General features: G+C 73.6%; 12 protein-coding genes. 3 read left to right on the top strand and 9 right to left on the bottom strand.

Going from position 1 to position 12,702, the window contains the following annotated elements; translation table 11 throughout:
* Positions 1-225: 225 nt before the first annotated feature.
* From ACTFAP_RS27145 to ACTFAP_RS27130, 4 genes are all read right to left on the bottom strand, one after another.
* Entirely contained in the window at positions 226-993 is a 768-nt protein-coding gene (locus ACTFAP_RS27145; RefSeq protein ID WP_495682759.1) for a transglycosylase SLT domain-containing protein, read from the bottom strand.
* Positions 994-1,331: 338 nt separating this feature from the next.
* Positions 1,332-2,258: a cytochrome c oxidase assembly protein gene (locus tag ACTFAP_RS27140; protein ID WP_495682758.1), complete on the bottom strand. Its 927-nt coding sequence runs from the start codon at positions 2,256-2,258 to the stop codon at positions 1,332-1,334.
* 30 nt (positions 2,259-2,288) lie between these two features.
* Positions 2,289-3,017 (bottom strand): type 1 glutamine amidotransferase, encoded by a 729-nt coding sequence (locus ACTFAP_RS27135; protein WP_030731960.1) that lies wholly within the window; start codon positions 3,015-3,017, stop codon positions 2,289-2,291.
* Positions 3,018-3,039: 22 nt separating this feature from the next.
* Entirely contained in the window at positions 3,040-4,278 is a 1,239-nt protein-coding gene (locus ACTFAP_RS27130) for a MurT ligase domain-containing protein (protein WP_390120961.1), read from the bottom strand.
* 194 nt (positions 4,279-4,472) lie between these two features.
* Between ACTFAP_RS27130 and ACTFAP_RS27125 the strand changes: the two genes are divergently transcribed.
* Positions 4,473-4,667, top strand: coding sequence for a hypothetical protein (locus tag ACTFAP_RS27125; protein WP_030731954.1), 195 nt, complete (start codon positions 4,473-4,475; stop codon positions 4,665-4,667).
* Between the two features lie 35 nt (positions 4,668-4,702).
* Here ACTFAP_RS27125 and ACTFAP_RS27120 read toward each other — a convergent pair whose 3' ends face one another.
* Positions 4,703-5,911, bottom strand: coding sequence for an ROK family protein (locus tag ACTFAP_RS27120; RefSeq protein WP_390120958.1), 1,209 nt, complete (start codon positions 5,909-5,911; stop codon positions 4,703-4,705).
* Positions 5,912-5,928: 17 nt separating this feature from the next.
* On the opposite strand from ACTFAP_RS27120, the gene ACTFAP_RS27115 reads away from it, so the two are divergent.
* The gene (locus tag ACTFAP_RS27115; RefSeq protein ID WP_500467668.1) at positions 5,929-7,170 is read left to right on the top strand and encodes an MFS transporter; all 1,242 of its coding nucleotides are present in this window, start codon (positions 5,929-5,931) and stop codon (positions 7,168-7,170) included.
* A 160-nt stretch (positions 7,171-7,330) separates the two neighbouring features.
* Here the strand turns inward: ACTFAP_RS27115 and ACTFAP_RS27110 are convergent, their stop codons facing one another.
* Entirely contained in the window at positions 7,331-8,596 is a 1,266-nt protein-coding gene (locus ACTFAP_RS27110) for a geranylgeranyl reductase family protein (RefSeq protein ID WP_400008828.1), read from the bottom strand.
* Positions 8,597-8,769: 173 nt separating this feature from the next.
* On the opposite strand from ACTFAP_RS27110, the gene ACTFAP_RS27105 reads away from it, so the two are divergent.
* Positions 8,770-10,170, top strand: coding sequence for a M20/M25/M40 family metallo-hydrolase (locus tag ACTFAP_RS27105; protein ID WP_495682755.1), 1,401 nt, complete (start codon positions 8,770-8,772; stop codon positions 10,168-10,170).
* A 28-nt stretch (positions 10,171-10,198) separates the two neighbouring features.
* On the opposite strand, the gene ACTFAP_RS27100 is transcribed toward ACTFAP_RS27105, so the two are convergent.
* From ACTFAP_RS27100 to ACTFAP_RS27090, 3 genes are all read right to left on the bottom strand, one after another.
* The gene (locus tag ACTFAP_RS27100; protein WP_495682754.1) at positions 10,199-10,777 is read right to left on the bottom strand and encodes a hypothetical protein; all 579 of its coding nucleotides are present in this window, start codon (positions 10,775-10,777) and stop codon (positions 10,199-10,201) included.
* Between the two features lie 152 nt (positions 10,778-10,929).
* On the bottom strand, positions 10,930-11,568 hold the full coding sequence (locus tag ACTFAP_RS27095) for a class F sortase (protein ID WP_495682753.1): 639 nt from the start codon (positions 11,566-11,568) through the stop codon (positions 10,930-10,932).
* A 91-nt stretch (positions 11,569-11,659) separates the two neighbouring features.
* Entirely contained in the window at positions 11,660-12,679 is a 1,020-nt protein-coding gene (locus ACTFAP_RS27090) for an NUDIX domain-containing protein (RefSeq protein WP_495682752.1), read from the bottom strand.
* Positions 12,680-12,702 lie beyond the last annotated feature (23 nt).

Here is a 12,702-nt window from a genome sequence, read left to right as displayed (position 1 = left end):
TCCACCGGCCGGAATCGCCTTCCTAGGCCGTTCCTCACCGGGAGCAGCACAGAACTGCTGTCCTCGCCCTCCGGCGTACCGGGTGCGGACCGGCGTCCGTGCCGTGCGCAGGCGCCGCCCCGGCGGCAGCCGCCGACCGCGAAAGCCCGGTGCCCCCCCGCGCCGCAGGGGCACGGGGGGCACCGGGTATGGGTCCGGCTCGGCTCGGGTCGGATCAGGCCACGGTCAGTAGGCGCTGTTCACGTTGTCCATGGAGCCGTAGCGGTCGGCCGCGTAGTTGCAGGCCGCGGCGATGTTGGCCACCGGGTCGTAGACGTCCTTGCTCGTACCGTCCACGTGGTACTGCTCGAAGGTCGGGTCGATGACCTGCAGCAGGCCCTTGGACGGGATGTTCTTGTGCGCGTTGCTGTCCCACATGTTGATGGTGTGGGGGTCGCCGCTGGACTCGCGCATCAGGTTGCTCTTGATGCCCTCGTAGGAGCCGGGGATGCCGTTCTCCTTCATGACGTCCAGGGCCTTGTTGATCCACTGGTCGATCTGCTCGTCCGAGGCGGGCTTCGGCTTGGGCTGGTCCTTGCGGTCGATGGTGACCAGGGTGCCGTCGTCGTTGTACTGGGCGCCGCGGCCCTTGTCCGCCGGAGCGGACTCCTTCTGCGGGGCCTGCGCCGCGGTGTCGGCGGCAGCGGCGGCGGTCTCGGCCGCGGGGGCCTCGGCCGTGTCGGCGGCGGCAGCGGCGGCGCTGCCGGTGTCACCACTGTCCGTGGCGGCACTGTCGCCGGCCTGCGGGGCCTGGTCCGTGCTGCCCTGGTCGGCAGGCGCGGTGAAGGCCGGAGCGCTGGTGCTCATGGTGGTGGGGGCGACGGCGGAGGTGTGCGCGTCGGCAGCGGCACCCGGGGCGTGGACGAGGGACAGAGCCGCGGCCCCGGCGGTCACAATGCCGGCCACAGCAGCCGTGCGGGTCCGGATGCGGGAAACGCCGTGGGTGGCGGTCATACAAAACACCTCGATCCTCACGAGACGGGGGAAATGCCGCGAAGCGCGACAACGCCACCCTGCCCGCACCCCCACCCCCGGAGCAAAGAGCGCCTCTGCGACCGCACCTCGTAGCGAGCCGCCATATGGGCGCTTTGTCCGCTTTGGCGGCGCCCAGGTCTCTCCTACCCCGGGTCGGATGTGACCGCCGTCTCGTGCCCCGCCTCACAGCACACCCCCCTCGGCGTCACCCGGAGCGGCGGCGGACAGACACGCGGTGAGCGGATTTTCGGTGCTCCGGCCCACCCGCCGTGGTGCCGTGCTGACCCAGGGGCGCGGCGCCCGGGCGCCGGCCGGGACTACTTGGCGAGGGAGGCGAGGTAGGCGTTGTAGTCGGCCAGGGCCTGGTCGTTCGTACGGTCGGCCTGGCGATCCTCCCTGCGCGCCGTGCGCTCCTCCGAGGCCCACCACTGGAAGACCAGCGCGATCAGCACCAGCACGGTGGGGATCTCGCTGAAGGCCCAGGCGATGCCGCCCGCAGCCGACTGATCGGCCAGGGCGTCCGTGGCCAGCGACGGGGCGGGGTCGGCGAAGGTGGTGATCATGGGCTCGCTGCCCATCATCAGCGCGATGCCGAAGAAGGCGTGGAAGGGCATCGTCGCGAACAGCTCCAGCAGGCGCATCACGTAGCCGGAGCGGTGCGGGCCGGGGTCCACACCCATGATCGGCCAGAAGAAGACCAGACCCACGGCCAGGAAGTGGACCATCATCCCGATGTGGCCGGCCCTGGAGCCCATCAGGAAGTCGAAGATCGGGGTGAAGTACAGGCCGTACAGGCTCGCGATGAACAGCGGGATCGTGAAGACCGGACTGGTCAGCACCCGTACGTAGCGGGTGTGCAGGAAGGCGATCAGGAGCCGGCGGGGCGCCGAGGGGGGCAGGGCCCGCATCGCGAGGGTGACCGGGGCCCCGAGCAGCAGCAGGATGGGGGTAACCATGCTGAGCACCATGTGCTGCACCATGTGCACGCTGAACAGCACCATGCCGTAGTCGTTCAGCGCGGTGGCGGTCACGGCGAGGATCGAGACGATGCCCAGGACGAAGGAGACCGTGCGGCCGACGGGCCAGCGGTCGCCCCGGCGGTGGAGGCGGAGGGCGCCCCACAGATAGAGCGCGAGAACGATCAGGCTGCCCGCGAGAAAGACGGGATCGCCGCCGAATTCCATTCCGCGTGCGAAGGAAAACGGCGGCAGATCCGCCATCGTGCCGTGGTCACCGTGGTCCATGGGCAACAGGATATGACCCGGCGTTTTCGGTCAGACGGTCTGGGTGGCCGCCGCGACGCGTTCGGTGCGCAGGGCGTCGTACCAGCGGTCGTCCACCGGGGGGAGCGCGGGTACGTCCAGGTGGAGGCGGAGCAGCAGATCGGCGATCTGCGGGTTGCGGGCCATCACGGGACCGTGCATGTAGGTGCCGAAGATGGTGTCGCGCCAGGCGCCCTCCGTGCCGTCCCCGGTGCCGTTCCCGTTGCCGAAGTGAACCTTCGCGAAGGGGCGCACGCCGGGGCCGAGCTGGGTGACGCCCTGGTGGTTCTCGAAGCCGGTCAGCTGGGGCAGGCCCAGACGCTCGTCGACGTCGCCGAGAACGTCGCCGACGCAACGGGCTCCGGTGCCCCGGACGCTGATGACGTCCAGCAGGCCGAGGCCCGCCTCGCGCTCGCCGAGGTCGTTGACGAACTCGCGGCCCAGGATCTGGTAACCGGCGCAGACGGAGAAGATGATCGCGCCGGACTCGGCGGCCTTGGTGAGGCCACCGTCGCGGCGCAGGCGCTCCGCCGCCAGGCGCTGGGGGCGGTCCTCGCCGCCGCCGATGAGGTAGATGTCACCGGTGGTGGGGACGGGCTGGTCGGAGCGGACGTCGACGCGCTCGACGGCGAGTCCGCGCTGACGGGCCCGGCGCTCGACGACCAGGACGTTCCCCTGGTCGCCGTAGGTGCTGAGCAGGTCGGGGTAGACCCAGACCAGGCGCAGGCTGGAGGCGGTCATGGTGTGCTGGCCTTCCTTGGTGTCAGTTGCCGACGACGCGGCGCAGGTCCTGGAACGCCGTGTAGTTGGCGATCGCCTCGATGCGGCCGGGGGGCAGGTTGCGGATGGCTTCGGCCGCCGTCTCGTAGACCTGGAAGTTCTGGCCGGCCACCTCCAGGCGGACGGCCAGGTCCAGGCGGCGGTCGCCGATGACGGCGATGGGGTGGCCGGTGAGCCGGGTGTAGTCGACGTCCCACAGCCAGGAGGTGTCGGTGCCGTCCGCACCGCGGGCGTTGACGCCGAGGATGACGGGGGCCGGGGCCGGGTCGATCAGGGAGAAGGTCTCCAGCCAGCCGGCCGGGTTCTTGGCGAGCAGGAGCCGGATGTCACGGCCCTCGTACTGGACGACGTCGTAGCGGCCCGCGACGGCGGCCACCGACTGCATGCGCTGGAGGGCGACCTGGGGGGAGATCCCGAAGGTGGCGGCGACGGCGGCGGCCGAGGTGGCGTTGGCCTTGTTGGCGCGGCCGGGGAGCTGGAGGTGGATGGGCCAGGAGGCGCCGTGCGGGTCGAGCACGCTGTCGCCGGAGAGCACCCAGGTGGGAGTGGGGCGGCCGAAGCCGCACTGGGCGCACTTCCAGTTGGTGTCGTCGGGGCGCTGGAGCACTCCGCCGCACGAGGGGCAGGACCAGGCGTCGTCCTTCCACGCCTGGCCGGCGGCGACCCACACCACGTTGGGGGACGAGGACGCGGCCCACACGATGAGGGGGTCGTCGGCGTTGGCGATGACGATGGCCTTGGTGCCCTGGAGCCCTTCGCGCCAGTGCTCGGCCATCATGCGGGTCTCGGCCGCGCGGTCGAGCTGGTCGCGGGAGAGGTTGAGCAGGGCGATCGCCTTGGGGTTGACATCCTGGGCGACGGCGATGAGGTACTTCTCGTCGACCTCCAGGGCTCCGAAGCGGGCTTCGGCGCCGCCCGAGAGCGCGGACGTGATGCCGGCGGGCATGTTGGCGCCCAGGGCGTTGGAGACGACCTCGCCACCGGCACGCAGTGCCTCGGCGACCAGCCGGGTGGTGGTGGTTTTGCCGTTGGTCGCGGAGATCAGGACCACGTCCAGATGTCCGGCGAGCCGGGACAGCAGTTCGGGGTCGAATTTCAGGGCTACGCGCCCGCCGATCACCGATCCGCTTCCGCGGCCGGCGGCGCGCGATACGGCGGCTGCTGCCTTGCCCGCCGTCACGGCCAGCCTGGCCCGTGGTGACAGCGGCGTGCTCTCTGACATCGTCCTGGCTCCTCCTTGCCCTAGACCGATGACCAGCCTATCGAGGTCTGCGGCGGTACTCGCACCGCATCCGGTCAAGTGTGCGGCGTGGCGGGGGCGTTCCCGGCGCCGTGGGCGGCTTTCACCCATTTGCCCGTATCGAGTGATCATTACTCTTTGTGGGCTTTAGGGTGCATACGGTGAAGGGAGTGGTCGTGATCCTGTCGGTTTCCTGGGTGGTCCTGCTCGCGGTGCTGATGCTGGTGTTCTTCCGCAAGGACGGACTGAAGCCAGTGCACGCGGTGGTGTGCGCGCTGTTCGGCTTCTATCTGTCGGGGACGGCCCTCGCGCCGGGCATCACGGCCGGCGGTGAGTCGCTGGCCTCGCTGCTGGGCGGTTTCGGGCTGTAGAGGGGTGGGGGCTGCACGGGGGTGCGGGGCGGCGGTCAGCCCGGAAGGGCGGCGTGCGGGTCGTCGAGGATGGGCTGCCAGGCGAGCTCGGCGGCGCCGACGAGACTGTTGTGGTCCAGGGTGCAGGGCTGGATGGCGGCGTTGCTGTCCTTGCCCCACAGACTGTGGTCGCGGACGGCGGCGCGCAGCCGGGCGGGATCGGCCTCCAGCAGCCAGCGGTGCAGCCCGCCCAGGATGATGCGGTCGGGGTTGAGGATGTTGACGAGGCCGGCCAGCCCCTGACCGAGGCGGTCGGCGACGGCATGGGTGGCGGCGCGCACGGCCGGGTCGGTGGCGTACTCGGTACGGATCAGGTCGCGGGCCTGGTCGAGCAGCGAGCCCTCGGGCCCCGGGGGCCGCCCGGCCGCGTCCAGGAGGGCGAGGGGGTCGGTCTCCACGTCGAGGCAGCCCCGGCTGCCGCACTGGCAGGGCCGCCCGGCGGGATCGACGGTGAGGTGGCCGACCTCCAGGGCGAGCCCGGCGCTGCCGGTGTGCAGCCGCCCGTCCAGGACGAGGGCCCCGCCCACGCCGCGGTGGCCGGTGGCGACGCACAGCAGATGGCGGGCGCCGTGGCCGGCGCCGTGGCGGTGCTCGGCGAGGGCTCCGAGGTTGACGTCGTTGCCGCAGTGGCCCCGGGTGGTGAATCCGGCGTCGGCCAGGCAGCGGTTGAAGATGTCGCGGACGGGGGCCCCGGCGGGCCAGGCGAGATGCAGCGGCCCGCGGGCGGTGCCCTCGGGCTCGGCGACGGCGGAGGGGACGGCGAGTCCGGCCCCGACGCAGCGGCGGCCACTGGCGGCCAGGAGTTCGGCGCCCGCGGCGACGAGTTCGCCGATGACCTGGGCGGGGTCGGCGTCCACGGTCTGGCAGGCGGGGGTGGTGGCGACGATGCCGCCGCCCAGCGCGACGAGAGCGGCGCGGTAGCCGTCGGCGTGCACCTGGGCGGCGAGCACGACGGGGCCGTCGTCGGCGATGGACAGCCGGTGGGAGGGGCGGCCCTGGGCGCCGGCCGGGGCGCCGGGGCGGGCGTCCACGGTGATCAGCCCGAGGGTCTGGAGCTCGGCCGCGACGGCGCCCGCCGTGGCGCGGGTGACGCCGAGTTCGGTGGTGAGGACGGCGCGGGTGGGGGCACGTCCGGTGTGGACGAGCTGAAGGGCGGGGCCGAGCGCGTTGCGGCCGCGTTCCAGCCTTGTACGAGAGCGGGTCACGTCCCTATTCTGACTTTGTGCCTTCGATGAACAAATTCAGGGCCGGGTCGGAACGGGGAAACCGCCGGGCCGGCGACGGTCGGAGGACAGTCGATCCGGCGCTGCGTCAACTGCGGTACGCGCTGACGGCGTTCTTCGCCGTGGACGGTTTCGTGTTCGCCGGCTGGGTGGTGCGGATCCCGGCGGTGAAGGAGCAGACGGGAGCGTCGGCCAGCGCGCTGGGGCTGGCGCTGCTGGGCGTCTCGGTGGGCGCCGTCGTGACGATGACGCTGACGGGGCGGTTGTGCCAGCGGCTGGGAAACCACCCGGTGACGGTGGGCGCGGCGCTGCTGCTGTCGGCGAGCGTGGCGCTGCCCGCGCACGCGCATTCGGCCGTGGTGCTGGGGGCGATGCTGCTGCTGTTCGGCGCCGGGTTCGGCGGCATGAACGTGGCGGCCAACAGCGCGGCGGTCGATCTCGTCGCGGCACTGGGGCGGCCCGTGATGCCCTCCTTCCACGCGGCGTTCTCGCTGGGCGGGATGGTGGGCGCGGGGGCCGGCGGGCTGGTGGCCGGGTCACTGTCGGCAGCCTGGCATCTGTCGGCGCTGGCGCTGATCGGCGTACTGGTGGCGGTGGTGGCCGGACGCGCGCTGCTGGCCCATCCGGCACCGCGCGCACCCGGGCCGGATCCGGCGGCCGCGGACGCGCCGCGGGCCGGCGCGGCGGGCCCGGTGGGGTGGCTGGTCGTGGTGCTCGGGGTGGTGGCGGCGTGCACGGCGTACGGAGAAGGTGCGCTGGCGGACTGGAGCGCGCTGCACCTGCGCGAGACGCTGCTGGCGAGCGAGGGTCTGGCGGCGGCCGGGTACACCGTGTTCGCGCTGGCGATGACGGTGGGGCGGCTGTCGGGCACCTGGCTGCTGCTGCGGCTGGGGCAGACCCGGGCGATGGTGGCCGGCGGTTCGGTGGCCGCGGCGGGGATGCTGCTGGCCTCGCTCGCGCCCTCGGTCTGGCCGGCACTGCTGGGTTTCGTGGTGACGGGTCTGGGTCTGGCGAACATCTTCCCGGTGGCCATCGGTCAGGCCGGGTCGCTGGCCGGGCCGCGCGGCGTGGCGGCGGCCTCGACGGTCGGGTACGGCGGCATGCTGCTGGGGCCGGTGGCGATCGGTTTCCTGGCCGACTGGTTCTCCCTGGCGACGGCCCTGACCTCGGTGGCGCTGCTGTCCGCGGCCGCCGCCGCCATCGCGTACGGCATGCGCGGGTCGGCACAGACCGTCTCCTGAGAGCGTCACCGCACACAGGAAGGGCCGGGCGGACAGCACAGGGCGTGCCCGGACACCCGGAGCCATGAGAACCCCGCCCCGCAGCGGCCCTCGGGCCACGGCGTCCACGCCGTACGGGGCGCCACCGGCTCGCTGCGAACCCCGTACGGCGTGGGCGCCGTTACTCCTTGCGCGATCCCTCGTCGGCGGGCGCGGCTCCCTCGTCGGCGGGGGTCGCGGCGGGGTCGGTGCGGTCCAGCGCGGCCAGGGCGCGGCGGGCGGCCGGGTGATTGCGCACGATCCCGGCCAGGGTGGTGGAGCCGCGGGTGATCTGGGCGAAGGCGTTCCAGGCGGGACGGAAGCCGATGAGCGCGGTGTGCAGCAGCCGGTGACGCGGACCGAAGATACCGATCATGCGGCGGCCCACGCCCATTTCGGCGCCCAGACCCGACTTGATGGCGAACGTGTAGTTGAGCGCCTGACGACGCGCGTCGACGGCGTCCCCCGCGTCGGCGATCCGCACCGCCCACTGGCCGGCCAGCCGGCCGGAGCGCAGCGCGAAGGAGATGCCCTCCCGGGTCCACGGCTCCAGCAGCCCCGCCGCGTCACCGCACACCAGCACGCGCCCCCGGGAGAGCGGTGAGTCCTCGCCCCGGCAACGGGTCAGGTGGCCTGAGGAGATGGCCGGCTCGAAGCCGGACAGGCCGAGCCGGGTCGTGAAGTCCTCCAGATAGCGGCGGGTGGCCGCGCCGTCGCCACGGGCGGAGATGACGCCCACGGTGAGGGTGTCGCCCTTGGGGAAGACCCAGCCGTAGGAGCCGGGCAGCGGGCCCCAGTCGATCAGGGCACGGCCGGCCCAGTCGGCCGCGACCTCGGGCGGGACCGGGATCTCGGCCTCCAGGCCGAGATCGACCCGGTCCAGACGGACACCGACGTGCGCGCCTATCCGGCTGGCGCTGCCGTCCGCGCCGACCACGGCGCGGGCCAGTATCGTCTCCCCGCCGCTGAGAACGACGGCGACGGTGCGCCGGTCGGGCACGGCCGGGCCGTGCTGTTCGACGCGCGAGACCGCGGCCTTGGTGCGCAGCCGGGCACCGGCGCGGACCGCGGCGTCGACCAGGCGCTGGTCGAACTCGGCGCGGTTGACGAGGCCGAAGAGCATCCGTTTGGAGCGGCGGGTGCGGGAGAGTTTGCCGTTCAGGGAGAAGGTCACGGCGTGGACGCGTTCGCGCAGGGGCAGTTCGAAGCCGGGCGGCAGCGCGTCGCGGGACGGGCCGATGATGCCGCCGCCACAGGTTTTGTAGCGGGGCAGTTCGGCTTTCTCCAGAAGCAGGACCCGCCGCCCGGCCTCGGCGGCGGCACGCGCGGCGGAGGCGCCACCGGGGCCCGCTCCCACGACGACGACGTCCCACACCACTGTGTTCTCGGCTCCGCTCTCGCTGCTCACGCTGTTCGCTGCTCCCGCTGCCCGTCCGTTCCGTCCTCGGGTTGGCATCCTACGGTCCCGGGTGAGCGGTGGATCGCTGTGGGATGATCGGCTGTCATTCCCGGTCAGGTACGCGGCCCGGGCGTGCCCGGGGTTGGTGCGCGGGTGGCGGCACGCAGCTCAAGGAGCCTTTCATGCAGCATTCTTCTCCGCACTCAGGTCCGCACACCGCGATCGCCGCGTCGGTGGCCGCGATGATGCCGACGGCGCGCGAGGAACTGGCGCGGCTGGTGGCGTTCCGGTCGGTCGCCGACCCGGAGCAGTTCCCGCCGAGCGAGTGCGAGGCGGCGGCCCGGTGGGTCGCGGACGCGCTGCGCGGCGAGGGGTTCACCGATGTGCGGCTGCTGGACACCCCGGACGGCACCCAGTCCGTGTACGGGCTGCTGCCCGGGCCGCAGGGCGCCCCGACGGTGTTGCTCTACGCGCATTACGACGTGCAGCCGCCGCTGGACGAGGACGCGTGGACCTCGCCGCCGTTCACGCTGACGGAGCGCGCCGGGCGCTGGTACGGGCGGGGCGCGGCCGACTGCAAGGGCGGGGTGCTGATGCATCTGCTGGCGCTGCGGGCGCTGCGGGCCGCCGGTGGGGTGCCGGTGACGGTGAAGGTGATCGTGGAGGGTTCCGAGGAGCAGGGCACCGGGGGCCTTGAGCGGTACGCGGAGCAGCACCCGGAGTTGCTGACGGCGGACACCATCGTGATCGGGGACAGCGGGAACGTGCGGGCGGGGCAGCCGACGGTGACGGCGGTGCTGCGCGGGATGGCGATGGTGCGGGTGCGGGTGGACACCCTGGAGGGGAATCTGCACTCGGGGGCGTTCGGCGGGGCGGCGCCCGACGCGCTGGCGGCGCTGATCCGGATGCTGGACTCGCTGCGGGACGCGGATGGTTCGACCTCCGTGGACGGTCTGGACTCCTCGGGCGTGTGGCCGGGCACGGCGTACGCGGACGAGGCGTTCCGGGAGGACGCCGCGGTGCTGGAGGGTGTGGAGCTGATCGGCTCCGGGGCGGTGGCGGACCGGCTGTGGGCGCGGCCCGCGGTGACGGTGCTGGGGATCGACTGCCCGCCGGTGGTGGGCGCCACGCCGTCGGTGCAGGCGAGCGCGGGGGCGCTGGTGAGCCTGCGGGTGCCGCCGGGGGTGGACGCGGGTGAGGCGGCCCGGCTGCTGGCGGACCACCTGCGGGCGCGCGCGCCGTGGGGTGCGCGGGTGAGTGTGGACCCGGCGGGTGAGGGCCAGGGCTTCCTGGCGGACACCACCTCCCCCGCGTACGCGGCCATGGCCGACGCGATGCGGGCGGCGTACGAGGGCGCCGAGATGGCCGTGGTGGGCCAGGGCGGCTCGATCCCGCTGACGGCCACGCTGGCGGGGCTGTACCCGGAGGCGGAGATCCTGCTGATCGGGCTGAGCGACGCCGCCGCGCGGATCCACGCGGTGGACGAGAGCGTGGACCCGCGGGAGTTGGAGCGGATGGCGGTGGCCGAGGCGCTGTTCGTCCTGGGGTACGCGGAGCAGCGGGCGGAGGGCTCGCGGGCGTAACGGTTCCGCGCCGCCGCCGGGCCGCCGGTCAGCGCTGCTGCTGAGCCCGGCGGCGGTACAGCACGACGCCGCCGGTGAGCGCGGTCGCGGTGAGTCCGGCCCCGGTGAGCAGGACGGGCGTGAGGTCCCGCTGGGAGCCGCCGGTGCCGGCCTGGGAGCCCAGGGTGGGCAGGGTGGTGGAGTCGGCCGTGGGGGTGGCGGCGCCCTCCTTGCCCGCTGCCGCCGTCGCCGTGCCGGCGGCGGGGGTGGGGGTGGGCGTGGCCGCGGCGGCGACGGTGCTGTTGACGGTGAGCGTGGTACGGCCGCTCTGGGCGCCGCAGGTGAAGGTGACGTCGAAGGTGCTGCCGGGGCGGGCGGCCGGGTTGACGGTGGTGCGGGCGCTCTGGGTCTGCCCCGGGGTGCCGAGGCTGATCCGGTCGAAGACGCCGGACTCGGCGAACGCCTCGGCGCCGGTGCAGCCGGTGGCGGTGAGGGTGACGGTGCCGCCGGGCTGGACGGTCTGCGGCGAGAGGCTGAAGGCGAACGAGTCGCTGTCCTGGGCGGGGGCGGCGGCGGTCAGGGCTATGCCGGTGAGCGCGGTGACGGCGAGGGTGGTCAGTGCGGTCATGGGGGCTCCTCGTCCGGGATGACGGTGTGGCGGGTGTGACCGGTGGGGTGGGAGGGGCGGTTCTGCTCCGTGTGCTGGGTGACGCTAGGCGTGGTGGGTGCTGTCCGGCCACGCGGACGCGGTGAACGGGTCACGGGATGCGGCCAGCCGGGTCAGTGGACGGCCGTCAGGGTGGCGTACACGACGACGTTGCCGGTGTAGCCGGTCTCCGGGTGGTAGCTGCCGCCGCAGGTGAGGACCCGCAGTTCGGGCTGCCCGGTGTCCGCGTAGACCCGCTCGGGGAGCCGGTCCTTGTCGTACACGGCGATGTCGTACACGGTGAAGTCGAGGGTGCCGCCGTCCTGGCGCGTGACGGTGATGGTCTCGCCGGTGCCGAGGGCGCCCAGGGAATAGAAGACGGCGGGCCCTGCGGCGGTGTCGACGTGTCCGGTGAGGACGGCGGTGCCCCGGGCGCCGGGGGCGGGGGCGTCCGTGAACCAGCCGGCGAGGTGCCCGGCGTCGGGGGGCGGGGCCTGGAGCCAGCCCTCGGGGTCCAGGCCGACCGGGGTCAGGGCGGCGTCGACGCCGATCGCGGGGATGCCGACCCGGGTGGGGGCGGCGGAGGGCTGGGGCGGGTGCGCGGTGCCCGCGCCGCCGGCCGTGCCCGGGGCGGAGGGCTGGGGCGGGCCGCCGGCGCCGGTGGCCTGGTGCATCAGCTGGAGGCCGAGGACCAGGGCGCAGCCGAGGCCGGCGGCGGCCAGGCGGGTGCCCCAGCTGTCGCGGTCGGGGGTCCGGTGGGTCGGTATGTGCATGGCGGTTCACCGTTGGTGGGGGTCTCCCCCGGTGTGGGGCCGTCAGGCACACGGTAGGGCGCGGGTGGCGGGGGCGCGATTCGGCGGGGTGTCAGCCGCCGACGGGGACGCCGGCCTCCAGGTTGAGGGGGCGGCCCCGGGTACGGGCGTGCAGGGCCCAGCGCAGCCGGTCGAAGCGGTTCGGGGAGAGCAGGGTCCGTGCCTCGTCCTCGGTGGTGAAGCGCCAGGCGCGCAGTTCGTCGGCGGGCAGCCGGATGGTACGGATCTGGTCGGGGGTCAGCCGGCGGCCGTCGAAGAGCAGCCGCAGCCCGCCGGGGCGTGAGGGGCGCGGCGGTTCCCAGTCGACGACGAGGAGGTCGGGCCGGGGCGACAGGCTAAGGCCGAGTTCCTCGGCGACCTCGCGCACGGCGGCCCGGGCGGGGGGCTCGCCGGCCTCGACGATGCCGCCGGGGAACTCCCAGCCGGGCTTGTAGGTGGGGTCCACCAGGAGCACCCGGTCGTGGTCGTCGAACAGGAGCATGCCGGCGGCGAGGGTCTCGGCGCGTGGTGGCGGGGTCTGCACGATGGGGCAGGCGCCCTGGTCGAGGCTGATGGCCTCGGCGAGGGCCTCGGCGGTGCGGCGCGGGGTGTGTCCGTGGGTGTCGATGGTGTGCGCGTCGTGGGTGAGCCAGGGCAGCGCGGCGCTGTAGTGGGGCAGTTGGGCGAGTCCGTGCCGACGGGCCGCGTCGTCGTCCGTGGCGCGACCGTCGATCCGCACACGCAGGAACGTTTCTTCAAGGTGCAGCAGGAAGTGCCGCACCGCGATCCCCCGGGTGGCCAGACCGCCGAAGATCTCGTCCCGGTGCTCCTGCCGCAGCAGGGTCATCGGGACGATGAGCGGGCCGGGGATCTCCGACAGCAGAGCGGCGGCGGTGTCCACCACCAGCCTGCGCCAGGACGGCAGTTCACTCACGTCGTCCACCTCGGCCAGGCGCTCCTTGGGGAGCGTAGCGCGCAGGCTGGCGCCGACCAGTTCGGGTTCGTAGAGCCGGCTGCCCGGCAGCAGGTCGATCAGTTCCCGTGCGGCCGTGGTCTTGCCGGCACCGAATGCGCCGTTCAGCCAGATGATCACGGATCCCCCTCCTTTTTCGCCCG

This window comes from Streptomyces sp. PH9007 (genome assembly GCF_059813725.1).
Note: the sequence above shows the minus strand (reverse complement) of the source record. Positions and strands in the feature narration are given on the sequence as shown.